The sequence below is a fragment of the Trinickia symbiotica genome (assembly GCF_003028655.1).
Taxonomy (GTDB): Bacteria; Pseudomonadota; Gammaproteobacteria; order Burkholderiales; family Burkholderiaceae; genus Trinickia; species Trinickia symbiotica_A.
Genome location: NZ_PYUC01000009.1, coordinates 69,250 through 93,226, shown reverse-complemented (window position 1 = coordinate 93,226; position 23,977 = coordinate 69,250). Strand labels below are relative to the sequence as shown.

Here is a 23,977-nt window from a genome sequence, read left to right as displayed (position 1 = left end):
AGCGCGACACATCAGACGGCAGCGCCCTTTATGGCCTGCCGTCTGCCTGCCGGACCTGCACTGCACGACAGTCCGCGCCTATCAAGTGGCCCCCGATCCACCAATCTGCGCCCCCGCCGATAATAACAAGCAGACACAACGCGGCACCGCCAAACACCATCACGCGATGGATCGAACGGGCGAAGCCCCTTTCCATTCGTCTCGCCATTGCCTCCACCCGCGCCGACGACGCCTCGACTGTCCGTTCGAATTTGCGAATGGTGTCGTCCAATCGCTTGCGTTGCTCGCGTGCCGAAGTCGCCGCGGCGCCGATCAGCCGGTTACCAGCCACGCGCGAGACCCGGTTCGCCATGCGCTCGATCAAGGCCGTCATCGCCGTCTCATTCACGTTCGCCAGCGCTGCCCGATACCGGGCCTCATGTTCCTGTATCAGCTCTTCAGCCAATTGGATCGTCGACTTGCATCGCTCCAGCGCATCTTGATGTTGCTGCATCAATGTATCGGTCGCGCCGCCGACCTCCCGACGAGCCGCTTCGAGGCTTCCCTCGCTTGCCCATCGGATGCGTTCGGGCATTGCCTCATACAGCCGTGCGTAGTATTCGAGCACAGCTATCATCGCCCATAGCGCGTCGTTATCTCGCAGATTTAGAGCACCCGACACCCGGCGCATGCGAGCCAGGCTGGCCTCGTCCGGAACGTCGCCCGATACCTCGCGAAACAGGCGGATGAGCGGATCGACGGGCCCTGCCCCCCTATTCCTCACGATCTGGCCCGTCGGTGCCAATCACTTTGGCGAACATCGCGTCGCACAACTCGCGCCAGCGAAATAGCTCCGCTCGCTGCCCGATTTGCATCGTCTCGGCCGCCTTGCGGATCGAGATGCGTTGACTGCGCAACTCGTCGGCAACGCGATCCGCAAGGTCAGGAAAATCGATCGATCGACCCTTCGTCTCGATCGATCTGCGAAGCTGCGATTCGTGATACAACACGAATTTGTCGGGCGTGCCGAAATATCCGTTGCGCACGACGTGCGTCACGGTATCGGGGAACGTCTGCCCGAAGATGTGCAGCAACTCCAAACTGTCGCGCTGCCTGTTAATCACCCATAGAACGACGAGTTGTCGTTCCAGTTCTTCGAGCGTCCGGGCCAGTGTGCCGCCATATCGGGCAACTCCCGTTTGATTGCGCGCTGCCGTGTTCACGATCACCGCAGCGCCCCTGTGTGTGTCGCAAAAGTTGACGAAGCCGATCCAGCCGTCCGCATCGTCGAGATCGTACGCCGCACATTTCATCTCATCCCGAAGCGCTTTCATGACATCCGGATTGGACGTGTCGGTTTCGACGAGAACGGCGTGGGTGTCTCGCCGCTGCAGGTGATCTGCAAGTGCGAGCGTCACCATGCTTTTGCCTACGCCGCCCTTGCTGCCGCCGACCAGATATATGGGCTGGGCCGTATCCATGATCAACCTCCTACAGGTTTTCGATATCAGGTCGAATCTCAAACGAGAACGCGTCCTGTATCTGCATTGATCCCGGCTGACTTACGCCCCTTTCCCTTTGTTGTCGTATATCGTCACGCGCATCGCCTGCGCGCTTTTCCGCTTTCTTTCGACCGGACGGCGGTTGTCCTCTACTCTTGCCTCGTGTATCGGTTACTTCGGAGTTCGCATCGGCAGGTGCAGGACGATACAGCGCATATTTGATCGCGCCGATGCTGACGTCGATTCCTTTCCGCTCGGCCTCCTGGACTATCTCTTCGAGCGTATAGCCCTTCGCCTGCGTCGCTGCTATCTGCACGCGCTTCTCTTTCATCGCGTCGCTGACCGTGACGCGTTGCTCGTTCCGGGGCTTCTCGGGCAATGCTTCCAGCGTACGAAAAAAGTCGTCCCACTGCGCCCGCGTATAGCTCTTTGCACCCCGCACGATTCGCTCCCATACGTCACCTTCGAGATCATCATGCGAATCAATAAGACGCACGTCAATACCATGTCCGTCGCGCAGTCGGCACTTTCGGAAGCGCTTGGAAGACGTCGGAAGTAGACGGAACCAGAAAAATATTTTTGTTGATCTTTGCAAGCGAACAACTTCGACGATCGAGGCGCGCAGAATTGAACGGGTGACTCCGCAGCCGCCACAGGGTGGTCGGCAAACCACAGGCACTGCAAGCCGCGAACTACCGTCGCCGCACCTGCAACCGCGACGGACGAAGCCGACAAACGCCAGTGTCCGCACTCGCAGACGTTATGGCGCACTGATACAGACTACTTAACCGCACATCGCAAACCGAGCCGCCGGACTGAGCCGACATCTGGCTGCGACCAGTCGGACTGTGACTGCCGATTGAAGCGACGCGAGGGAGCGCGCTTCTCAGATTCTTGGCCCGGAACTCACGAACTGTTGCGTCAAAGGGAACGAACTCGCAATGTCGACCTCGCGAATGCAACTCGACCAGCCGTCTGCACAGACCGGAGACGCGAGCAGACTTTCTGCAGGCGACTAACCGAACGGCGCGAACGACCTCGCAGACTCGAGGGGTCGACCTCACGGAAAGCGTCCAGCTAAGCAACGGAAAAACGATATTGCAAAAGTGATGGCAGGATTGGCTTGCGCCGGTTTTGGACGCCATGCGCATCGCAAAGTCAGTCTGGCAACCACCCTATGCAACCACGCCAGTCCTCAAAGACGGCCCAGATCCCGATGGCATCACCGATATCTTCACTCGCCCTCGCATGATCCGGGGTGACGCAACTCTCGGCCAACCGGGTCGAGTCCATCGCGGGGAATCGGCGAGCGCTCGCGGCGATCACGTAAAACCGCCGAGATGCGCTTGAGCCAGTGATGTCCGCAGTGTCACAGCACGCGATCAAAGCCAACATGTGAACGTTTCCACAGTCTCTCGCGGCGTCCTATACGTATTCACCCGCGCAGACTCGTCCGCATAGCCCAACGACATGCCGCAAACCAGCATTTCATCGGGACTCGCGCCGATGAACGGCATTACGATCTTGGCGTAGTTGTTCCACGCCGCTTGGGGGCAGGTATGCAAACCGAAGGCTCGCGCCGCCAGCATCAGGGTCTGCAGGAACATGCCGTAGTCGATCAGGGAGCCGCGACCCATGACGCGGTCAATGGTGAACATGAGGCCGACCGGGGCATCAAAAAAGCGGTAATTTCGCTGTGCCTGCACGTGCATCTTATCCTTCTCGCCTTTTTCGATTCCGAGAAGACCATACAGTGTCCAGCCGTTGTGACGTCGCCGGTCGATGTAAGGCGAGACCCACTCCGAGGGGTAGTAGCCGTCCACCTCCCCGTATTCGGCAGCCAGTGACGGATCAGCATAGGCCGCATCATGCGCAGCACACACGTTCGCCACGAGTGCATCACGACGATCGCCTTGCAGCACATACACCTTCCAAGGCTGGGTGTTCGTGCTGGACGCCGCGCAACTCGCGATTCGTAGAATCTCGTCGACTTGCTCGCGCGCGACCGGCTTGTCAGGCAAGAATGCACGACACGAGAATCGGCTCTCAATGGCGCACACCACGCTAACAGAATCCCGGGCAACTGTTTTGACTTGGGACATTGTCATTCAAGTACCTTCGTTGTGTTCAGCACCTCAGACGGTGCCCGTTTGGCGCAGCTCGGCAATCTCGCCGGCCGAGAGCCCGGCAAGTTCGCGCAGCACCTCATCGGTATGCGCGCCGAGACCGGGCGCCGGCTTGATTTCCGGCGCTGGTGTCCTACTGAACCGTGGCTGCACAGCCGGCATCTTCAGTTCGCCGATTTGCGGGTGCTCAACGGTGGCGATGCTGCCCCGGGCCTGATAGTGCGGGTCTGCGACGATGTCCTTGATCGAGTAGATCAGGGAGTACGCAAGACGTTTTTCTTCGAGAATCCGGCACACCTCCAGAACCGGCAGCGACTTGATCCATCCGGCGACGATCGCGTTGACTTTCTCGACGTTCGCTGTGCGTTTCGCGTGACTGGAAAAGCGCTCGTCGCCGACAAGGACCGGAATCGCTTCGCACAGGCGGCCGAACATACGATCGTTGGACACGGTCAGGACGATGTAGCGTCCATCGCAGGTTTCGAAATGATCACCCGGCGCGGCCGCGAAGTGAAGGTTGCCAGTCCGCTCGCGCGGTAGTCCCAGCTTCTCGTAGGCCGTGACCATCACGTCCGTGAACCGGAATACTGTTTCGTACAACGAGAGATCAATTTGCTGACCTGCGCCACCGCGCACATCACGGTGGTAGAGTGCGACCATTGTTCCGAAAGCGCCAAGGACGGCTGTTGAGTAGTCGGCCATCGCCGTGCCGAGCTTCACCGGAGCGCGGTCCGGATAGCCGGTGGCGTTCAGCGTGCCGCCCATTGCGAGCGCAATTCGATCGTATCCTGCGCGGTTTGCGTACGGTCCGGTCTGGCCATAGCCGGAAACACTGAGCATCACGAGTTTGGGGTTTACTTCGCTCAGGTGCGTCCACGACAGATTCCATTTATCCAGGATGCCGGGGCGGAAGTTCTCCACAAGCACATCGGCGTGCTTCACCATCTCCTTCAGAATACGCTGGCCTTCGGGGTGGTGAAGGTCGAGCGTCACGGACTTCTTGTTTCGCGCTTCGACATTCCACCAAAGGCTCTCGCCTTCCACCGACGGCCCGATATGGCGCAACGAGTCACCGCGGCCCGGCTGCTCGATCTTGATCACGTCCGCGCCCAGGTCTGCAAGCAGCGTCGCGGCAACGGGACCAGCTACCATCGTGCCGATGTCGAGCACCCGGATGCCGGCCAACGGCCCTTTGTCTTTCGTTCCCATACACAATCCTTCAAATTGTCGATATCAGCCGAAATGCCTTAGGTCAGGGCGATCGGCAAACACTGCACTAATCCAGTCGCTCCTTTGCCTCATCACAACAGACAGCGCCACCGACTTCGGCTGCTTCTGACTTCAAAAGCGAACTGCGTCAGCGGGGAACCCGAGAGCGGCTCAAGCCCCCTAGAGCGCAAGCCAGAGGCATGCTTCTGGTCCCATGGGTGTACGTTGGCTGCCAGCACGACCATACTCATCACGCCCCGCCGAGTGGGGTTCCAGTGAATGCTCAGGGTTGTCTCTCTGTCGCTGATGTCGTGCGGCAGGCACGACTAGTTGCCCTTAAACTGCGGAGCGCGCTTTTCCTTGAAGGCCGCAAGCCCTTCGACCCGGTCCGCAGAAAAGTGGTGCAAGTTGCTCAAGGCTCGTTCATAGCGCAGTCCGATGGACAGTGGCTGATCCAGCGAATCATTGAGCGCCTGCTTCATGCGACCGAGGACCAGCGGGCTCTTGGTCGCGAGCTTCCTGGCAAGTGCCTCCACGGCGCTAATGAAGCCGTCATCAGCGACCACCTCGTTAACGAGGCCAAGCGCCTTCCATTCGCTGGCCGGATGCATGTCGCCCGTGAACATGAGGAGTTTGGCGTTGTTCAATCCCACCTTCCTCGGCAGGCGCACCGTGGCGCCCGCGCCCGGGAACAGCGCGTAGTTCGAGTGGGCATCGCCAAGACGGGCAGACTCGGCGGCGATGACGAGGTCACAGGCGAGCACCAGTTCCAGTCCGCCGGCGACGGCAATCCCGTTGATCGCGGCGATAACCGGCAGGGGGCAGGCTTCGATCAGCTCCGTCAGCGCCCCAATGGCTTTGACGAACTCGGCGCCGCTTTCCGGGCGGCTACGAGCGGGATCCTTAAGATCCGCACCGGCGCAGAAGGCGCGGCCTTCCCCTGTCAGAACGATGCCCCGGACTTCCGGGTCATACTGCGCGTCGTTGATCGCCGCTGTCAAACCGTTGACAAGCGAAAGCGTCAGCGAATTCAAGGCTTGCGGTCGATTAAGCTTCAGCCACAAAACGCCGTCGCTCTGCTGTCGTTGAAGTTCTTCAGTATCCTTCGCTGTTTCCATTTTGGATTCCTATTGGCTTCCGCCGTGTGTTTTAGATGAGATGGCTACTACCGCAGACCGAGCGACTTCGCGACGATGCCGCGCAGCACTTCTTTGGTCCCGCCTCGGATCGTGCAGGAGGGTGCATGCAGAATGACGTTGGCCAGCGCCGCACTATAGGCGTCGGAAGCGCCCGGCTCCGGCTCGGTTTGCAGGACGAGCCGGAGAGTTTCGGGAATCTCCTGTTCGAAGCACGTACCGAGGTCCTTGACCAGGGCCGCGTGCAATGAGGCATCCTGTTCGTCGGTGATCATCGTGGCGATCGAGCGCGACATTCTCCTTAACGTCGAGAGGTGTGCGACCAAGCGCCCCACCGTCCGGGCGCCCTCAGCCGACGGCTGCTTCTTCAGCGCAGCGACAAATTCCTCAACCGCTCCCATATGCGACATGAACCGGTCCGGCCCGCTTCGCTCGAACGTAAGCTCGCTCGTAACCTGTTGCCAGCCTTGGCCTTCAACCCCGATGAGAGCATCGTCGGTGAGAAAGACGTCTTCGAAATGGACTTCGTTGAAGTCGTGGTCTCCTGCGATGTTGACGATGGGCCGGCATGTGATGCCGGGAGTCTTCATGTCGACCAGGAACTGGCTCAGGCCGGCATGCCGCACTTCGCTCGCGGGCGCGGTGCGGCACAGAAGGATCATGTAGTGCGTGCGGTGCGCGCTTGATGTCCAGATCTTGGCACCGTTCACGAGCCAACCGCCGTCCACCTTTGTGGCCCGCGTGCGCACCGATGCGAGATCCGACCCCGAGTCAGGCTCGCTCAAGCCGATGCAGAAATAGCACGTTCCGGCGGCGATCCGGGGAAGGATCTCTTCGCGCTGCCGTTCATTACCGAAGCGCAGTAGCAGCGGTCCACTCTGGCGCTCGGCCACCGCATGGGCAAAGATCGGCGCACGAACGGCGAGCAGTTCCTCCAGAACGACGAGCCGTTCCATCAGTCCGTACCCACCGCCGCCATAACGCTTGGGAAAGCCCATGCCGATCCAGCCGCGCTTGCCAAGGGCCTCGCTGAACTCGGGATCAAAACCGCTGAAAGAAGCGGCGCCGTGCCGATTGCCGTGCCAGCCGTCGACGAACTCGCGCACTTCAGCTCGGAGCCCCTCAGCGATCTCGGACTGACGCGGGCGGGGAAAGGAAAGGTTGTTCATCGTGCTGCTCCTGCTTCTGCTGCGCCACTTGCGGTCGTCGTCGTCGGCACCACTGCGCGCCAGAGGGACTGTCCGGGGTCACCCGCCAGGATGCGTTCGCCAAGCTCGCGAGACCAGAAAGCCTCGTTACCGCACTCGTCTCGCCAGGACCAGAGCCGCTTGGTGAATCGGTGCAGTTCGTGTTCCTCGGTGAAGCCGATGGCTCCGAACACCTGGTGCGCGATCGCACAGGCGTGCCCCGCTGCCTCACCAGTTCGGATCTTCGCGCTGGCGGCTGCAATGCTCTGTGTGAGCGGCTCGCCCACCCCATCCAGCCATTCATCGATCGCTTCGCTGCCAGCTTCGACTGCGGCACGCGCAGCGGCCGCCTGCGTCGCGAGAAAGGCGATGTTCTGCTGCACCGCCTGGAACTTGCCGATCGGCCGCCCAAACTGCACGCGAAGGTTGGCATACTCAACGGCCAGCGCAAGGGACCGTTCGATCGCTCCGGCCATGAGAGCACTGCGCAGGATGGCTGCAAGGGAGAGCAGCTCACGCGCGTCAAAAGGCCCGGGGACCACCGCCTGCGGCACAACGCCTTCGAGCACCAGCGTATCGCGCGGCTCGCCGGCGAGATTGCGGCCTGATGTGATGGAGACGCCCGCCGCATCCCGGGCCAGGACGATCAGTTGAGCGGCTGTGCCGGAGCCTACGATGAACGCGACGTGCGTGCATGCGTCGCCCCATGCGACTCGTGGGAGCGTGCCATAGACGCGCCAGCCGTCGCGGGCGGAACCCAGCCGGATCTGCTCGGAGTGCGCCGACGACGCAATAGTCGGCAAGGTTGCGCCGTCAACGCCTGCGTGGTCTAAAAGCCAGTGTCCGACCATCGCTTCCGCCAGCGGAGCGGCTGCGGCATGCTCACCGGCCAGGACCAGAAGGCTGCATGCATCCACCCACCTCACGCCGGCGCCATCCTTGCTCTCAGGCAGCAGAGCTTTGTCGAATCCGGACTCTTGCAGGACTGCCCACAGGTCCTCCGGTTTGTCCACGAATATCCGGCGGGCCGCTTCATGCAGCATGTCACGCGTCTCTTCACTCATCGCTTGCTCCTGGTGGTTGTCTCCGTCCCATCACACGGGATCCCAAGTGAAGATGTCGCGCGACTTGTCCAGCGGAAAGAACGAAGGCTTCATCATGGGCAGCGCCACTTCAAGACAGGTATCGACGGTCCAACCCTCGCTGCGGTGTGCGGTACGAATCGGCCGCGGTTGGGAGAACAGGTAGATCTCGTTGCTGCGAACGCCGAAGATCTGACCGGTCACGCCAAGGGCTTCGTCGGTGAGCAGCGCGCAGGTGAAGGGCGCGATCTTGGCTACCTCCATGCGTTGGTTGACCAGCGTGCGGGCAAGACCCTCTGGGGTGTCGGTCGGAATCGAGCTCACCATGCGGGTGAATGCAAATGGCGCAATACAATTCGATCGCACCTTGAAGCGCTCCATGTCGAGCGCAATCGATTTCGACAGCCCGACGATGCCCATCTTCGCGGCGGCGTAGTTGGCCTGTGCGCCATTGCCGATCAGCCCCGAGGTCGAAGTCATGTGCACGATGGCGCCGGACTCCTGATTTCTGAAGTGCGGCGCGACGGCACGGGCCATGTTGAAGCAACCCTTCAGGTGCACCTTCACCACCGCGTCGAAGTCCTCTTCCGACATCTTATGGAAATAGCCATCGCGCAGGTTGCCTGCATTGTTTACGAGGCCGTCGACGCGTCCGTACACATCAAGCGCCTGCTGGATGATCTGCTGGGCGGAGTTCCACTCGGCCACGCTGTCGGTGTTGGCGCTGGCCTCGCCGCCTGCTGCGCGAATCTGGTCGACAGTCTGCTGTGCCGGTCCAGCACTACCGGCACCGTCGCCCTCCATGTTCACACCCAGGTCGTTCACAACAACCTTCGCGCCCTGGCGTGCCGCCTCGAGTGCGATCTCCTTGCCCACGCCAGCACCTGCGCCGGTCACCACAATCACTTTGCCTTGCAGTCGTTGCGTCATGGCTACCTCCTTCATGCCGTGAGAATGGACACAACCGCTACCGCGGACTCGTGACCGACCTGGCCGCCCGAGTTTTGCGCCAGAGCGACCTTGGCGGAAGGGCGTTGCCGTTCCCCTGCTTCACCGCGCAACTGCTGAACCAACTCGGCGATCTGCGCCGCACCGGTGGCACCGATGGGATGCCCCCGGCTGAGTAGGCCGCCGCTTGGGTTGACGGAGATCCGGCCGCCGATGTCCGTCGCACCGCTTCGCAGCAGCTCAACGCCCTGTCCCTCCGGACAGAACTGTACGACCTCGTAGTTAATGAGCTCACCCGGAGCCGATGCGTCGTGGACCTCAGCGACGTGAACCTCTTCCGGACCGATTGAAGCTTCCTGGTAGGCGGCCTTTGCTGCGCTGACGGAAGCGCTGGGCTTGGTGGCGTCCGCCATCCCGGACAAAAGGACGGAGCTTGCAACCCACACTGGCCTGCATCCCGTCAATTGGGCCGCGACGCGGCTCGAGACGAGAACGATCGCGGCCGCGCCGTCGCCGATCGATGAGCACATTGGAAGCGTGAGCGGATCGCTGATCATGCGAGCGGCCAGGACCTCCTCGACCGTCGTCTCCTTGCGGAACTGTGCGTACGGGTTCATGGCGCCAGCACGCCGGCTCTTGACAGTGATCCGGGCGAAGTCCGCTGGTGTCGTTCCGGTCGCTTTCATATAGCGCCGCGTGCGTTCCGCGTAGATGTCCATGAAGATGGATCCGCTGCCGGAACCAATGTGCGACGGCATGACATCTTCCTTGTCCACCGCTCCTCCGAACGCCCCGAACGATACCGCTTTGTCAGGGTGGCTCAGTTTCTCCGCGCCGACCGCCATTGCAACGTCCGACTGGCCGCTGGCAACAGAATGCCAGGCGAGGTGGAAAGCCGTGCTGCCGGTCGCGCAGGCATTCTCGACGCTGACCATCGGCTTGCCCAGCAAGCCGGTATACCTCAGTGCGGCTTGCGCGCGCACCATCTCCTGGCCCGTGATAAGTCCGGCTGCCGCGTTGCCGAAAAAGACGCGGTCGACGCGCTCGGCACCGATGCCGGCATCAGCCAGTGCGTTCCGTACGGCCTCTTCCGCGGAAGTCCTGACCGAGCGGTCCATAAATTTTCCGAAGGGGGTCATTCCAATGCCGACGACTGCGACGCGTGTGTTCATGGTTTCTCCAGTCAAGTTAAGAGAAGGTCAAAAAAGGGACGCCGGCAGCTGCGGCGGTGTCAAGTTGGCGCAATCAGATCGCGCTGGGGCTGTCGTTTTTGCGTCGCGCGGGGCCGTCGTATTCAACCTGGTCAAGAGTGATCTGGCGCCAGCCGGGCTCCCGCACGGATTCTTCGAATGCGTGGGCGAACAAGCCCGCGGTGCGCGGAACGACGATGAAGGCCCGAGCCAGTCGCCAGTCGAAACCCATGTCCGAGATGATTGCGCCGACCGCCGCATCGATGTTCGCCAGCAGCGGTCGGTTCTTCTTCTTGATGAGCGCTTTTTCCAGCTCGCGCGTCATCCGGACGTGGTCCCCGGCAATCCCATACTCTTCAGCCAGAGCAAACAGCACTTTCCCGCGAGGATCACCCTCGGGATGCTGCGGATGCCCGAAGCCGTCCAACCGCTTGTGGTTAGCAACGTACTGAGTCGCAATTTCCTCATAGCTGCGTCCGCTCGAGGCTGCCTCGGACACCAACTCCTGGATGTAGCGGGAGAACTCTTCACCAGCGCCTCCGTGAACGTCGCCAAACATCATGGCACCGGCTGCGACCGCGCATTGGATCGGTACGCCAGCAGCTTGCACGAATCGGGTGACTGTCGAGGACGGCGAAATACCGTGGTCGGCCACCGAAATGAACATGGCATTGATGATCTTCGACTCGTTGCCTTTGGGAAGCTCCCCCTTAAAAAGCAGGTACACCATGGCTCCGAAGTCAATTTTGCCGACCAGATCCGTGAGGACGTCATAGCCCCTGACCAACGTACCTTCGTGTGGAGTCGGGTCAGCAATGGCGGTGCGCCAGTATTTGCGATCCGCTGTCGTGGTCATGTTGGTCATACAGTGCTCCATTTTGTGAGGGTGGTGAAGGGTCGAGGAGTGGGCCTGCTAGACTCGCCTACGCATCAAAACTTATGGCGAACAGCGATACGAGCCGCGAATTGATTCTGGTTCGACGAAGGCGTCAGATCGGTAATGCTAGCCGTTGCAGCGACCGCAACGCCCGCTGCGTTGACCGTCTCGCCCAGAGCATGTTGGTACACGCCGATGACATACAAGTCCGTGCGCTTGGACAGAAAGTAGTCCAAACCAACTTCGCCTTGGTGGTACTGAGCACGCGAGTTGCCGTTGATTTCTGCGCCGCGCGTGTAGTCATACGCTGCCGCGACCAGCAAAGTCGGGGTCAACAAATACTTGAAGTTCAGTTCTGCGTTGTTGAACGTAGCCGACTGCCCCTTGAACGGCGATGCGTACGATGCGCCCAGATTGGCAAAGCGGATGTTCGAGTAGGTTGCACTGATGGTGGCTGCACCGAACGTATATGCGCCGCCTGCACCGATGACCTGATACGTGTTAGCCGATGCGAAGCCAGCGTAGACCGGCGACGTCACTGCTTCGGCCGGTGCAGCAATCGTACCGCTGCTGTTGAACAGACCTCCCGACACCGCCGGGGTGCGTGCATTCAAGTAACCGACGCCGAGAACGAGAGGACCGTTGTTGTAGCCAGCGCCCAACGACCAGATCTGGTTGCCGGTGATATTGCCGGCCTGCCCGCCGAAGCTATACGTGCCGCCGAACGTCAGGCCCCCGTAGTTTCCGCTCCTATACTTGACGGTGTTGTTGGTGCGGTACGAGTTGACGAAGTTGTCGATGTCGCCCGGGTGAGCAGCGATGTAGCCGCCCCATTGGGTACCGGCAGACAGCGGGCCAACATAGTCAACCACGGAGTCATACTGACGACCCAGCGTGACCGTGCCGACTTGGCTCGACAGGCCGACGTAAGCTTGACGACCGAACATCAGGCCGCCTTGACCCAGCTTGCCGCTGCTCACGTCAAAGCCGTTTTCCAACACGAAGATTGCCTTCAACCCGCCACCCAGGTCTTCCGTGCCGCGCAGGCCGAAACGCGAACCTTGCAAAACACCGCTCGACAGGTTGTACAGGTGCTTGCCACCCGAGTTGGTGTTGATGTTGAAGCCTTCGTCAATGATGCCGTACAGGGTCACGCTGCTCTGAGCATGAGCGACGCCTGCGAATGCGCCAAGTGCCGCGAAAGCGAAAAGCGACTTCTTCATCGAGTTGTCTCCAAGGATTACTAATTTTTTTGTAAAGTAGATTGTTTGTGTACCGTTGCGCCGTTCTCAACTCAACTGCGACTTACGTACAACCAGCAACGCCATCATCCGTCACCCCACGCCTCGGACAACGGAAGTAACCGTCACCGAAACTTCGCTTCCAGCTCGTTCCGCGCGGCGAAATCGACAACAGCTTTCAGACGCCGGGGCTACCGTGAAGGTGCGCGCAACGCACCGCTCCCCGGACACGCGCAATTCCTCGGGAACCGGTGAAGCCAAGTGCGGATTGCATCTGGATCTACGCGAGGCCTACATTGATGCGACCAAAGTTAGACATCGGTAAAAGATGAATAACAACGGATTCAGATTGAGAGTGGCGCCTTCGAACGTTTGGTCCGCATCGAGAAGCTGCGCGGCGCTTTCCTTTTGGATACCTTGCTAGCAAAAACATAGTTGTCTCCGGCATTTTTTTGCATAATCTTCATAATTCGTTATTCAAGACGAAACAGGGACTCCCCTTCTCTTGACCTAACGTCGAAGTACGCAGAGCGAAACGTCCGCTGTACTCCACCTCCTATTCAAACTGCAATGCCGACTATCAACAACATATAGTCGCGGCGACGTTCACAATGTGCACTCAGGGAAACCAGAGCCACCTTGAATGCCCCCATATGACTCAAATCACTAGCAACATCGAAAACGAGTCGTGCATTTGTGCGGCTGCTCCTTGCTCAAATCACTACTTTGTGGGGACTTCCCTGAACGAACGCGGATATATTGTCGAAGAGTTGGTCGGTCAAGCTTTGCACTGCCTCATCACTGGCCCAGGCGACGTGAGGCGTCAAGACGAAATTGGGTTCATCCTTCAACTGATGAAAGGGATGGTCTTCACCCGGGGGCTCTTGCGTTGCAACATCGAAGCCCGCCCCAGCTACCTTTCGGGTTTTAATGGCGTCTACAAGCGCGGACTCATTCACAAGACCGCCGCGTGCCGTATTGATGAGCAGCGGACGCTTCTCCATCATGTCGAATTCCGCGACATCGATAAGGTTGCGCGTCTGAGGAGTCAGCGGGCAGTGCAAAGTGATGACGTCACTTCGACGAAGGACTTCTTCGAATGGCGTGTACAGGGGGCCCATGTCATTGCGACCCCTGTACGTGGAGAAAAGCGGCTGCATGCCCAGCGCTCGGGCCAGGGCAGCAACCGACTGACCCAGAACCCCATCGCCGATAATGCCCAGCACCGAGCCATGCAGGTCTTTAATGGGATAGTCGAAGAAACAAAACGTCCCGACTTTCTGCCAGCGCCCATTCCGCACCGCATCGTGGTATGCCGTTAAGCTCCGTCGGAGCGCGAAAATCAAGGCAAATGCGTGTTCCGGCACCGTGTGAACGGCATAGTTCCGGACGTTGGAGACAACAATGCCTCGTGCCGCGCACGCCGCAAGGTCAACGTTATCAGTGCCGGTCGCTGCGACGGCGATAAGTTTGAGCCTCGTCGCCGCCTCCAGCAGCTGACCACTCAGCTTCACCTTGTTGGTAATCACCACATCAGCATCAGCGATACGGGCTGCCACGTCCTCCTCCGCCGTCTCAGTGTGGAGAACAAGCTCGTGGGGAAACGGCAGTGTCTTGAGTGTCGTCTGCGCGGAGATGGTCGAACGATCCAGGAAAACAATCTTCATCGGAATAGTGCCGGAGCACGTCTGATTAATTTAGTGCGACCGTGTTGCGAGTCACGAGCCTGAAAGAACGTATAACGGACGGCATCGCCGCCTGCCACGCTCGCCTGAACGACCTTCGCCTTACGTCATCCGCGGAGTAGCACGCAGATTTTGCGCAGAAGACACTCGTAACGGAGCACGATGCAACCTGCTGATAGCGTCAAGCCGTCTTGCCGCTCCCACGCTCGTTCGTACCTCGAGAGCGTGTTTTGATTCTATCACTTGTTGGTCGGTTAGCAAGTACATTGTGAATTGATCCGCTATTTCTGATGGGGCACGGGTATCGATGGGCTGCGAGCAACAATCGGCGCCGAAGATCTAAAGGGGGGTGCGCTGGTGGGTGGCTGGTGATTGCCAATATGGGCTTGGCCGGAATATCCCGACGCCCGTAACGGGTATGCCGAGACTTGCCACCGTTGTTGCAGGCCAATCCGTTCACTTGCTCATACTTCGATGCAAGACACTCAACAACATGCCGCCGTCGACGTCTTCGTCGGCCTCGATGTCGGTAAAGGCCAGCATCAAGCCGTCGCACTCGATCGGACCGGGAAGCGTCTGTACAACAAGGCGCTACAGAACGACGAGGTCAAGCTGCGAGCCCTCATCGCGGAACTCAAGACTCACGGTCAACTGCTGTTCGTCGTTGATCAACCGTCCACCATCGGCGCGCTTCCTGTACCCGTCGCCCGCGCTGAAGGCGTACTCGTCGCCCATTTACCCGGACTGGACATGCGCGGCATCGCTGATTTGCATGCCGGCGCAGCCAAGACCGATGCCCGCGACGCCGCAATCATAGCCGCAGCTGCTCACTCGATACCGCATACCCTGCGCTCGCTGCGCCGGCACGGCAGAGGTGGACGGTATTCGAGGGAGAGACCGCTATGGCCGGAAGATCAAACCGCTAAAGACGCGTTTGATTGGCCACCGTGTGCCCGCTCATCCTTTCAGGGCAGAGGGAGCCGTGGCCCATTAGGACGGTCCTTGCGGCGCGGAGGGCTTCACCAGCCACTTCGGCAGAGGTCCCGGATTAGTCGAGCGGGTGCATGCGCAAGCTCAGTGACGGTAGCGAAGCATGTCCAAGGCTAATCAGTAGAGCCGCGCTCGGGCCGCCTGTTGATAATGCAAGTCGCGCAAGAGCTCATTCATCGGCGACGGTCGCGGCCGCTGTCCGCCGCAAACGCGTGTTTGATCAATTGAACCACCTGATCCGATACTCCGTGTATGTTTTCTACCGGACCACGTGAGAGACGCTGTTGTGCCAGCCCCCGCACGGCGCCGACGACGAATTCGGCGCCCAGCGTGGGGTCAACATCAGGCCGCACCTCCCCATGCTCGATGCCTATCCGCAAGTTCTCCACTATCCAGGTGAAAATCTCCCGCTGGTACTCGGCTACCACCTGGGCCGTATCGGAGTTCTCCAGCAATGCCTCCGCGTGCAAAAGGAGAATCGCACGTGCATTCGTCCACTTGCGATCGCTGCGCTCGAAGTACACGCGCACATAGCTGAGCACCGCCCCAAGGCCGGCCGGCACCGGCGGTGCGGCCTGCATTTCTTCCCCAAATGAGCGATACAGATGCGAGGTCAGTGCCCGCAGCAGGGCACCTTTATTGCCGAAATAATGCGTGGCCTGTCCTCGGCTATAGCCGGCTGCTTCGCCGACCTCCGCTAGGGTCATACCCACCCAGCCTTTGCGCGAGAGTAATTCGATTGCTGCCGCTAGAAGCCGAGCTTCTGCTTCTGAACGCCGCTCCTGCTGGGACCGGCGACCCGGCGGGCGTTCGCTCGCCATCGGAGGGACCGTCGCTGCGCTTCCCGGAAAACCACAATCTCTATCAGGCCTACGGGTATCGGAATCTAGGAATTCTTGCAATTGGCCCCGCGCTGCCCCCCGCGTCGCTCGTTCTTCCGCCACAGTCTGGCTCCTTCGTGGATATGGGAAGCCTCCCTCATACGGCGGTCATTCTATCACTTGCTGTATGACAAACAACACGTTATTTGCTGGTTGACTAGCAAAATGAATATCGAGAGAATTCTCGGTAAATGGCGGTCAGAGCACTCAGCGCTTCCGCGATAACGGGGAAAGGAGGCTCAATTGCTGCAAAACTCTTCCCCATCGACTCCCCCGCGCTGGCAGCATGGTATACGCGGACGAGCCGCGCGCCCAGTGTGGTGACGTCGATGAGATCGATGCCTTGCCCGGTGTTCCAGATGTTTCGCCCTGGCCGGACGTTGTTCGGCAGATGAGCGAAGCTAGCTCCGAGCTTCGCGAGCGTCTCGATATTGATCCCACACGTTGCGGCGACGGCTTCGACGAGCATTCGCTTATACTCAGCAGGCGCATTGGCTTCCTTCGTGGCCATGAAGCGCGTCCCCATGTACGCACAGTCGGCGCCGAGAACCTCCGCGGGCCGCACGCCGGCACCCGTCGAGATTCCCCCGCCATGACCAGGGGACGAATACAGGGGCGCAAATTGCGATGCCCTGAGCGAGCACCTCGGCCTGCGTCCTCGCCGTCTGGCTCGACTCGAACGTCTGATTGAGCAACGGCTTTGTGAGTGCCGCAGCGGCAACGGACGCCAGCTTCATCTTGCGTGCGATCTCGGTGGCCACTCCGACAACTCAGCACTGTCACGCTCACCTCTGCAAGCCAATCTCACGGCGCTAAACGTCAACCCGCCTTATTGCACTTCGGCTTGAAATCGTCCGGCCAATAAAGCCGCACAACTTTTCGATCTCGCGCAAATGCATAGCAGCTATCAAGCTTCACGTTCGTCTGGCTTGCATCAACCGAGACGTGCCCTTCTCTGCGCAGCCCGTTGACACCCTGAATAGCCGCTGTCCCTATTGGGATAAGCAACTCTCGCAAATGTGTACAAGTCGAAGAGCCCTGCAACTTCTGCTTTACCATGGACGACCATCCGGCACCAATTCGCTCTCCAACTAAAGGAGACAAAGTAGATTCTGCTTCGGTGCATATATCAAAAGGCGTCTCATCAGAAGACGCTTCGATACTCTTAACGACGTAATCTTCGTTGACGGTGACCCGCAGCGAAAGATCATGCAGTGGCGCTCCTGCGGGCAAAGGCTCTGAGCGAGCGAGGAGCGGAAATGCGAATGGTTTGGTATCGACTAAGCGTGCTTCAATGTCGTACAACCCGTCATCGCGAGCATAAACCGTCATATTAATAGAACGGTGATGTATCTCTCGTCGATGAACTGCCGTGGAAAATGCCATTCTTCACCTCAAATACTTACGAGCTATCGATGAATCTTTTTGCTATCTGCCAATTTTGTTCGTCGTCAGCATTGGATTGCCCGTCTTCGTTCCGACGATCGATTGTCTCTCATAGGGGCGGTGCGTCGCCGCGCCGAAACTCTCGACTGATCATGTCCAGCTGGTGCAATATCTGATCATCCAGTTTTGTTTCTCCGGCGCGCAGCACTTCCGACAACTGAGCCGCACGGCTAGCCCCCAGAATCGCGCAGGTGACGCCAGGTTGAGCGAGCACCCATGCCACCGCCAATCGTTCGGGTGCCAAGCCCGCAAGCTGAGCGACGTTCAGAATGCGGTTCACGGCGTCCAACTCCCTCTCGTGCCAATACCGCTGTCTGTAGGAAGCCGCAGTATTGCCGGCGCCGAAGCGCGTCGCCGGGTCGGGCTGGGCCTTGCCGCGATACTTGCCGGTCAGTAAGCCGCCGGCAAGGGGGTTGTAGCATATCGCCGCGAGGTTCTCTTCCTCGCACATCGGCAACAGGTCCCGCTCGAACTGTCGAAACAACAGGTTGTACCGAGGCTGGACGGTCACGGGCTTAACCAGGCGCAGCGCCTCGCTCCGCCCGACGGCCCGGGCGATGCGCCACGCGCTCCAGTTTGAGACACCCACGTAGTGGGCCCGCCCGCTGCGCACGATGGTGTCGAGTGCCTCCAGCGTCTCATCGAGTGGCGTGGACGGGTCGTCCCGGTGCAATTGAAAAAGGTCGACGTAATCGGTACCAAGCCGCGCCAGCGAAGCGTCGATGGCACTGAGGATGTGTTTACGCGACGTGCCGGCATCCCAAGGAAGCGGCCCCATGGGTCCACCGGCCTTCGTAGTGACAATGAAACGTTCGCGGCGCCCCTTCAGCCATCTTCCGATGATTTGCTCGGTGACTCCCTTGCGCTCGTCCGACGCGTCGCTCGGATATCGATTAGCGGTATCGATGAAATTGATGCCCGCATCCGCAGCGGCGTCCAGGATCGAGTTAGACTCCGTTTCGTCGGCGCTTGAACCAAAGGTCATAGTCCCAAGGCATAGGCGCGAAACCTTCAAGCCGGTTTGCCCGAGATAGGTCAGGTTCGAGTTGCTCATTCGCATTGCAGGGTCCAATAGCAGCCGCCGCAATAGTCCACTCGCTGAAGATCCATGCCTATCTCCTTCGGGCTTGAGGTTCACCGGCAAAGTTGTACGTTCAGACTCGTTGCATCGTAGTGCGGTCCGACTGCGACGTACGCACGACCAGTGCCACCACCATCTGTCACGCTGCGCTACAGGTGATGGAAGTGACTGCCACCGACACCTCGCTTCCCATGGGTTCCACACAGGTGCGTTCGCCCAGGAGCTTTCAACGCCCCCCATGGTTCCCGCGAAGGTCGGCGACAGCGCACCTTTGCCGTTGAACGCATGAATGCCTCACGTCGTCCGATGGCTAATTGCATTTCAATACTTTGCGTCGGCTAGTCCTTTTTACATCAGATTTTGCGCTGCCGCAGATTCGCCACATTCCGCGTCGTCCTTGCATATAGCAGGCCGCCGACGGCGAATAATGCGCCAAAGAGATAGATCCCAGTGCTCATGCCGCCCATATGGGTTTTCAACCATCCAATCGATGCCGGGCTGACGACTCCACCGAGGAGGCCGATAGTCGCGACGGCAGCGATCGCGTTCGCCACGCCCGGACCGGGCAGACAAGCGGGCACGCTGGCCCAAAACAGCGGAATGAACGTGAACAGTGCTGCGCCAGCTAAAGACAGCAACACGAGTGAAAGCACAAGCGAGTTCGGGACGAGAGGCAGCAGACACAGTGCCGCGCCACCAATCAACGCCAACGCCACGATGTTTTCGCGCAAACGCCGCGTACGGTCGGCATGTGCGCCGATCGTAATCATTGCCACCAGTGAGACTGCACTGGGGATCGCAGAGTAGACACCGATCAAGGCGATGTCGGTCACGCCGCGCGAGCGAATGATGGTTGGCAACCAGAAGTGGAGCACCGCGATGGCAGCCGCGAAGAAGAAATAGACGGCCATCAGCGCATAAAGGCGAGGATTACGGAGAGTCTGCGCGAACGTCTGCCCCTCCCTAGCCGGCGCCCCGGCTTCGAGCATTGCGGCGATCATGGTTTTTTCGCTGGGCGACAGCCAGTTGGCAGTTTGCGGGGACTCATCGAGCAGCACCGGAACTAGCAGACCGAGCGCAACACAAGGCAGACCTTCGAGCGGGAACATCCACTGCCAGCCGCTAAGTCCACCTACGTCGTGCATGAACTTGAGGATTACCCCAGATAACGGATAAGCCACGATTCCGGATATCACGATTCCCGAGGAGAACAGCGCGAGCGGCTTGGAGCGACGCTCCAGCGGATACCAGCGCGACAGGTAATACACGACGATCGGAGTGAACCCCGCCTCGAACACGCCGAGCAGGAAACGCAGCGTATAAAACGAAATCGGGGTGTGGACAAACATCATGAGCGACGAGACGCAACCCCAGCCCACTGTCAATAGCATGATCGTCTTAAGTGCGCCGAGCCGCGTCACCACGTAAGTGTTCGGCAACTCGAACAGCGCGTACGACACGAAAAAGAGGCTGGCGCCCAGACCATAAACGGCATCGGTGAAACCGAGGTCGGATTTCATCTGGAGCTGCGCGATGCTGACGTTGACACGGTCGATGTTAGACATCAGGTAAAGGATGAATAACAACGGGATCAAACGGCGGGTGATCCTTTTATACGTTTTGTCGGCATCTAGAGACTGCGCGGCGCGCGCGGCGCTTTCCTCGGGATACTTCGCTAGCGAAATCATAGGTGTCTCCGGCTGCTTGTTTTGGATAGTCTGTATAAGTCGTCATTCAGGACGAAAGGGGGGCCGCGATTCTCGTGACATCAGGTTAATGTACGCCCGACGGGATCTCCGCTGTCCTCCACGTCTATTCAAAAGGCAATGCCGACAACCAACAACATATAGTCGCGGCATCGTTCACAATGTGCACTCGGGGAAACCAGAGCTTCCTTTAGATTAGGTCTCACTTTGGGAGATCAGCCAGATGCTCGCGCATCATTGAGGCGACGGACGGTGCACGCGAAGGAGGTAACTTCGAGGCAAGGGCGAGCACATTCAGTCCCGCAAGGCCGCATGAGCCTGTTTCGAAGGAGATTCCCACCCCCGCCATTTGGCGCGGATGGACGTACGCGAAGTCGGTCGATCGTGTCTGCTCGAGTAAGCCCCACAACCTGCTCTCCGTCATCTGATGTTTGAGATATTCAGCGCGGTGCCGCGAATAGTGCTCGCGGATGTACTGATCTGCGTGACGGGCAAGCAAAGCGACGCCGGAAATGCCGATGCCGAGCAGGCGCATCATCCCAACATACGACCTAAGCTCGGGAATCTGCGGCTCTGCCGACTCCATGTGCAAGCAATGCGTGTAATCGCCCGACTGGATGCATAGCAGCACGTATCCACCCGATTGTCGCGCGAGCCGCTTCATCATCGGCGCGCAGCGGTCGATCAGCGGCGGCCGCTGCATCGCAACCATACCCAACACCATTGTTTCGATGCCGAGCCGGTATTCCTTCTCCGGGCCACGTGAGGCCATGCCGGATTCAACCAACGCTGATGCAATCCGGTAGGCAGTGGTACGGTCGAGCCCCGTTTTGGCGACGATTGAGGCGAGTGAAATACCCGAAACCTGATGTTTAGCCATCAGGCTCAGGACCACGATCGCCCGTTCGAGCGACTGCACGCCGTGCGAGTGACTGACCGTTTCCGGCGTCTGAAAGCTTGCGCCCTTACGGTCGCTATTGTCTCCACAATGGGCGCTCATCAGATCCACCTCTTAGCTCTGAAACATAACTGTCGTTCAACTTCTCAAGCACTACATTTCCATATCGTCCTGGACTAGAGTCAAGCTCATTGATTTCTAGAACTGCCCCATTTTGTCGATCGGCTATTGGGCACCTGCCAGGGGGCGGTATGGCAGCACGCCTCGAAGAGGACTGCCAATCGGTGTTGGCTCTCAGTTGCCCACTTGTTCGTTTGCAGCCTGCCGGGCTTTTCCCCCGCTCCTCTGGGCAATACGACATTGGCAGGATGCTCAAAATGGTCGAGAATCAGAACCCCTCGAAGCGCGGTGCGCGCTTGTCCTTAAACGCGGCAACGCCTTCCGCGTGGTCCGGCGACGCGCCCAGTTCGCGTTGCAAGTCTCGTTCGAGGTCGAGTTGTTGATCGAGGGTATTGCTGCCACTCGCGCGAATCGCCCTCTTGGTGGCGGCCACCGCGCGCGAAGGCCGTGCTGCGAGCTGCGCCGCCAGTGCGTGGGCGAAGGCATGGACTTCGCTATCGGCCACGGCACGCCAGACAATGCCCCACTCTTCCGCCTTATCGGCACTCAGCTTATCGCCGGTCAGCGCGAGACCGAGCGCACGCGCGTCGCCGACACGCCGTGGCAAAAACCAAGTGCCCCCCGAGTCCGGCACTAGCGCGACCTTAATAAAGGCCTGAATGAAATTGGCAGAACGTGCGGCAACAATGAGGTCGCAGGCCATCGCCAGGCTCGCGCCCGCGCCCGCCGCCGTACCGTTCACGGCCGCGATCACCGGAAGCGGCAACGCCTGAAGTCGGCGTATCAGCGGATTGAAATGCAGTTCGATAATTTCGCCGAGGTCAGGCGAACTGCCGGGCGTGAAGTCCAGATCGGCCAGATCCTGCCCAGCGCAAAAAGCAGGTCCCGCGCCGGTAATGACGAGCGCCCTGGCATTACTCCCCTCGACCCGGTCGAGTGCATGATTCAACTCATCGTGCATGTGGCGGGTGAAGCTGTTCAGCTTTTTGGGCCGATTCAACGTAAGCGTCGCAATGCGCGTATCGCCGTCGATGTCCAACAACACGGATTTTTCTGACATGGTATTTCCTCAGGGCTTAAACGTTTCGGCTCGCGCGTCTTGGCCGCTACCGCAACCGACTCGCTACCGCAAGACCGGTGGATCATCCAGGCCCGGCACGCCTCATTCGAACTTCTCAGACCGCGGCGCTTCGGGGTGTCCTTTCCTTTCGCTTGAATTCCTGACGAACAGCTACCGCATCCGGCACCGCGCATCGTGCGATCCAACCGGCACGCCTCCACGCTCATCCACAACTCTCGGCGTCGAACTTTTTCCTGTAATAGGACTTCGCAGACATGCCGGATCGTTGGAAACACCATCGTCCGACGTCCATCGCACCGGTTGATCGCCATGGTTCCCATCAGACCATTGTTCACTGTAGCGAAACATGGGTCTCAGGTTCGGCGCCCATAAATGGACGGCTTGGCGCAGGTGGAAAGACGCACCACGAGCCGTCATCATGGCGGAAGAACAGGATTGCGAGCTTGCCTCTTTCTCCAGAGGCTTCCACACGCACGCAACGGCACCGCTTTCTCCGAGTACCGCTAAAGCGCGTGACGCGGATATCCGTAGCGCCGTGCGTGCCGAGCCACGATTCGACGACGCGACGCAAAGATCTTTGCCGTCCGGCCATCAGTCAACCCTTCCGTTTGCTTTGCTCTACGTTGCCGTGCTTCACTTGCGAAGCATCGGCCACTCAGACAACTTCGGTGAGCTCCGGGACGATCTCGAACAAGTCGCCGACGAGACCGTAGTCGGCCACACCGAAAATGGGTGCCTCTTCGTCCTTATTAATCGCGACGATCACCTTCGAGTCCTTCATGCCGGCGAGATGCTGGATGGCACCCGAGATACCCACGGCAATATAGAGTTGCGGTGCGACAATCTTGCCCGTCTGGCCGACCTGAAAGTCGTTTGGAACGTAGCCCGCATCGACTGCAGCGCGAGAGGCGCCGAGTGCGGCGTTGAGCTTGTCGGCAAGCGGCTCGAGCATTTTCATGTAGTTCTCGCCGCTGCCTAGACCCCGGCCACCCGAGACGATGATCTTCGCATTCGTCAATTCCGGACGTTCGAGCTTTGTGATTTCGCGGCTGACTAGATGGGAAACGCCTTTATCTGCCGCGGCTTCGATCTTGTGAATCGTTGCGCTGCCGCCTTGGGCGGGAGCGGCATCGAATCGCGTCGTGCGGACGGTGACTACCTTGACCAGATCTCGCGATTCCACCGTTGCGATTGCGTTGCCCGCGTAAATCGGGCGGTCGAATGTGCCGTCGCTATTAACAGCAATGATGTCACTGATCTGCGCAACATCAAGCCTCGCAGCAATACGTGGCATCACGCTCTTGCCCGCCGCCGTTGCAGGAGCCAAAACATGCGAATAGGTCTCCGCTGCATTTTGCAGAAACGCAATAACCGTCGCTTCAACGTTCTCCGCGAGACCCTGTTCGAGTTGCGGCGCATCGGCAAACATCACCTTTGCAACGCCGGCGATTTTTGCTGCCTGATCGGCAGCAGCCTGCGCGTTGTGGCCCGCGACCAGCACGTGCACCTCGCCGCCGATCTTTTGCGCAGCGGCTACGGTGTTCAGCGTCGCAGGCTTTATCGACTGATTGTTATGTTCAGCAATAACCAGATTCGTCATTTCGCCTCGCTC

The 23,977-nt window shown here is 59.5% G+C and carries 21 protein-coding genes and 1 pseudogene; 1 reads left to right on the top strand and 21 read right to left on the bottom strand.

Going from position 1 to position 23,977, the window contains the following annotated elements; translation table 11 throughout:
- Positions 1-28 precede the first annotated feature (28 nt).
- From C9I57_RS18825 to C9I57_RS18760, 13 genes are all read right to left on the bottom strand, one after another.
- The gene (locus tag C9I57_RS18825; RefSeq protein WP_258187718.1) at positions 29-670 is read right to left on the bottom strand and encodes a hypothetical protein; all 642 of its coding nucleotides are present in this window, start codon (positions 668-670) and stop codon (positions 29-31) included.
- 82 nt (positions 671-752) lie between these two features.
- Positions 753-1,460 (bottom strand): nucleotide-binding protein, encoded by a 708-nt coding sequence (locus C9I57_RS18820; protein ID WP_107152160.1) that lies wholly within the window; start codon positions 1,458-1,460, stop codon positions 753-755.
- A gap of 10 nt (positions 1,461-1,470) precedes the next feature.
- The gene (locus tag C9I57_RS18815; RefSeq protein ID WP_258187717.1) at positions 1,471-1,977 is read right to left on the bottom strand and encodes a hypothetical protein; all 507 of its coding nucleotides are present in this window, start codon (positions 1,975-1,977) and stop codon (positions 1,471-1,473) included.
- Positions 1,978-2,863: 886 nt separating this feature from the next.
- On the bottom strand, positions 2,864-3,583 hold the full coding sequence (locus C9I57_RS18805) for a nitroreductase (RefSeq protein WP_107152339.1): 720 nt from the start codon (positions 3,581-3,583) through the stop codon (positions 2,864-2,866).
- Between the two features lie 33 nt (positions 3,584-3,616).
- A complete protein-coding gene (locus tag C9I57_RS18800; protein WP_107152158.1) occupies positions 3,617-4,816 on the bottom strand; it encodes a CaiB/BaiF CoA transferase family protein in 1,200 nt (399 codons plus the stop codon).
- A gap of 326 nt (positions 4,817-5,142) precedes the next feature.
- The gene (locus C9I57_RS18795; RefSeq protein ID WP_107152157.1) at positions 5,143-5,934 is read right to left on the bottom strand and encodes an enoyl-CoA hydratase/isomerase family protein; all 792 of its coding nucleotides are present in this window, start codon (positions 5,932-5,934) and stop codon (positions 5,143-5,145) included.
- Positions 5,935-5,981: 47 nt separating this feature from the next.
- Positions 5,982-7,121, bottom strand: coding sequence for an acyl-CoA dehydrogenase family protein (locus C9I57_RS18790; RefSeq protein WP_107152156.1), 1,140 nt, complete (start codon positions 7,119-7,121; stop codon positions 5,982-5,984).
- Complete coding sequence (locus tag C9I57_RS18785; RefSeq protein WP_107152155.1) at positions 7,118-8,203, bottom strand: acyl-CoA dehydrogenase family protein; 1,086 nt, start codon at positions 8,201-8,203, stop codon at positions 7,118-7,120. Before C9I57_RS18785 ends, C9I57_RS18790 begins: the two co-directional genes overlap by 4 nt.
- Before the next feature lie 30 nt (positions 8,204-8,233).
- Positions 8,234-9,151, bottom strand: coding sequence for an SDR family NAD(P)-dependent oxidoreductase (locus C9I57_RS18780; RefSeq protein WP_107152154.1), 918 nt, complete (start codon positions 9,149-9,151; stop codon positions 8,234-8,236).
- A gap of 11 nt (positions 9,152-9,162) precedes the next feature.
- Positions 9,163-10,341 carry a thiolase family protein gene (locus C9I57_RS18775; protein WP_107152153.1) on the bottom strand — a complete coding sequence of 393 codons (1,179 nt, stop codon included), beginning with the start codon at positions 10,339-10,341 and terminating at the stop codon, positions 9,163-9,165.
- Positions 10,342-10,414: 73 nt separating this feature from the next.
- Positions 10,415-11,236: a citryl-CoA lyase gene (locus C9I57_RS18770; protein WP_258187716.1), complete on the bottom strand. Its 822-nt coding sequence runs from the start codon at positions 11,234-11,236 to the stop codon at positions 10,415-10,417.
- 53 nt (positions 11,237-11,289) lie between these two features.
- Positions 11,290-12,459: a porin gene (locus tag C9I57_RS18765; RefSeq protein ID WP_107152152.1), complete on the bottom strand. Its 1,170-nt coding sequence runs from the start codon at positions 12,457-12,459 to the stop codon at positions 11,290-11,292.
- A 731-nt stretch (positions 12,460-13,190) separates the two neighbouring features.
- Positions 13,191-14,144, bottom strand: a complete 954-nt coding sequence (locus C9I57_RS18760; protein WP_107152151.1) for a D-2-hydroxyacid dehydrogenase — start codon at positions 14,142-14,144, stop codon at positions 13,191-13,193.
- 436 nt (positions 14,145-14,580) lie between these two features.
- Here C9I57_RS18760 and C9I57_RS18755 point away from each other — a divergent pair.
- Positions 14,581-15,023, top strand: a pseudogene (locus C9I57_RS18755) (IS110 family transposase); the annotation flags it as partial.
- A 302-nt stretch (positions 15,024-15,325) separates the two neighbouring features.
- On the opposite strand, the gene C9I57_RS18750 reads toward C9I57_RS18755, so the two are convergent.
- The 8 genes from C9I57_RS18750 to C9I57_RS18710 form a co-directional block, all read right to left on the bottom strand.
- A complete protein-coding gene (locus C9I57_RS18750; RefSeq protein ID WP_107152150.1) occupies positions 15,326-15,973 on the bottom strand; it encodes a TetR/AcrR family transcriptional regulator in 648 nt (215 codons plus the stop codon).
- 217 nt (positions 15,974-16,190) lie between these two features.
- Positions 16,191-16,754: a nitronate monooxygenase gene (locus C9I57_RS18745; protein WP_107152149.1), complete on the bottom strand. Its 564-nt coding sequence runs from the start codon at positions 16,752-16,754 to the stop codon at positions 16,191-16,193.
- Positions 16,755-16,852: 98 nt separating this feature from the next.
- Positions 16,853-17,419 carry a DUF2889 domain-containing protein gene (locus tag C9I57_RS18740; RefSeq protein WP_107152148.1) on the bottom strand — a complete coding sequence of 189 codons (567 nt, stop codon included), beginning with the start codon at positions 17,417-17,419 and terminating at the stop codon, positions 16,853-16,855.
- A gap of 109 nt (positions 17,420-17,528) precedes the next feature.
- Entirely contained in the window at positions 17,529-18,533 is a 1,005-nt protein-coding gene (locus C9I57_RS18735) for an aldo/keto reductase (RefSeq protein WP_219909887.1), read from the bottom strand.
- A gap of 380 nt (positions 18,534-18,913) precedes the next feature.
- Positions 18,914-20,248, bottom strand: coding sequence for an MFS transporter (locus C9I57_RS18730; protein WP_107152146.1), 1,335 nt, complete (start codon positions 20,246-20,248; stop codon positions 18,914-18,916).
- A gap of 220 nt (positions 20,249-20,468) precedes the next feature.
- Positions 20,469-21,266, bottom strand: a complete 798-nt coding sequence (locus tag C9I57_RS18725) for an IclR family transcriptional regulator (RefSeq protein ID WP_107152145.1) — start codon at positions 21,264-21,266, stop codon at positions 20,469-20,471.
- A gap of 286 nt (positions 21,267-21,552) precedes the next feature.
- Positions 21,553-22,344: a 2-(1,2-epoxy-1,2-dihydrophenyl)acetyl-CoA isomerase PaaG gene (gene paaG / locus C9I57_RS18720; RefSeq protein WP_107152144.1), complete on the bottom strand. Its 792-nt coding sequence runs from the start codon at positions 22,342-22,344 to the stop codon at positions 21,553-21,555.
- 676 nt (positions 22,345-23,020) lie between these two features.
- On the bottom strand, positions 23,021-23,965 hold the full coding sequence (locus C9I57_RS18710) for an electron transfer flavoprotein subunit alpha/FixB family protein (protein WP_107152142.1): 945 nt from the start codon (positions 23,963-23,965) through the stop codon (positions 23,021-23,023).
- Positions 23,966-23,977: the final 12 nt, after the last annotated feature.

Bases quoted from the DNA above. Each gene is read 5' to 3' on its own strand.
- C9I57_RS18710 (WP_107152142.1), bottom strand. From the start codon at position 23,965: ATGACGAATCTGGTTATTGCTGAACATAACAATCAGTCGATAAAGCCT.
- C9I57_RS18750 (WP_107152150.1), bottom strand. From the start codon at position 15,973: ATGGCGAGCGAACGCCCGCCGGGTCGCCGGTCCCAGCAGGAGCGGCGT.
- C9I57_RS18770 (WP_258187716.1), bottom strand. From the start codon at position 11,236: ATGGAGCACTGTATGACCAACATGACCACGACAGCGGATCGCAAATAC.
- C9I57_RS18795 (WP_107152157.1), bottom strand. From the start codon at position 5,934: ATGGAAACAGCGAAGGATACTGAAGAACTTCAACGACAGCAGAGCGAC.
- C9I57_RS18765 (WP_107152152.1), bottom strand. From the start codon at position 12,459: ATGAAGAAGTCGCTTTTCGCTTTCGCGGCACTTGGCGCATTCGCAGGC.
- C9I57_RS18790 (WP_107152156.1), bottom strand. From the start codon at position 7,121: ATGAACAACCTTTCCTTTCCCCGCCCGCGTCAGTCCGAGATCGCTGAG.
- C9I57_RS18780 (WP_107152154.1), bottom strand. From the start codon at position 9,151: ATGACGCAACGACTGCAAGGCAAAGTGATTGTGGTGACCGGCGCAGGT.
- C9I57_RS18785 (WP_107152155.1), bottom strand. From the start codon at position 8,203: ATGAGTGAAGAGACGCGTGACATGCTGCATGAAGCGGCCCGCCGGATA.
- C9I57_RS18775 (WP_107152153.1), bottom strand. From the start codon at position 10,341: ATGAACACACGCGTCGCAGTCGTCGGCATTGGAATGACCCCCTTCGGA.
- C9I57_RS18725 (WP_107152145.1), bottom strand. From the start codon at position 21,266: ATGAGCGCCCATTGTGGAGACAATAGCGACCGTAAGGGCGCAAGCTTT.
- C9I57_RS18805 (WP_107152339.1), bottom strand. From the start codon at position 3,583: ATGTCCCAAGTCAAAACAGTTGCCCGGGATTCTGTTAGCGTGGTGTGC.
- C9I57_RS18730 (WP_107152146.1), bottom strand. From the start codon at position 20,248: ATGATTTCGCTAGCGAAGTATCCCGAGGAAAGCGCCGCGCGCGCCGCG.
- C9I57_RS18825 (WP_258187718.1), bottom strand. From the start codon at position 670: ATGCGCCGGGTGTCGGGTGCTCTAAATCTGCGAGATAACGACGCGCTA.
- C9I57_RS18760 (WP_107152151.1), bottom strand. From the start codon at position 14,144: ATGAAGATTGTTTTCCTGGATCGTTCGACCATCTCCGCGCAGACGACA.
- C9I57_RS18820 (WP_107152160.1), bottom strand. From the start codon at position 1,460: ATGGATACGGCCCAGCCCATATATCTGGTCGGCGGCAGCAAGGGCGGC.
- C9I57_RS18800 (WP_107152158.1), bottom strand. From the start codon at position 4,816: ATGGGAACGAAAGACAAAGGGCCGTTGGCCGGCATCCGGGTGCTCGAC.
- C9I57_RS18735 (WP_219909887.1), bottom strand. From the start codon at position 18,533: ATGAGCAACTCGAACCTGACCTATCTCGGGCAAACCGGCTTGAAGGTT.
- C9I57_RS18740 (WP_107152148.1), bottom strand. From the start codon at position 17,419: ATGGCATTTTCCACGGCAGTTCATCGACGAGAGATACATCACCGTTCT.
- paaG (WP_107152144.1), bottom strand. From the start codon at position 22,344: ATGTCAGAAAAATCCGTGTTGTTGGACATCGACGGCGATACGCGCATT.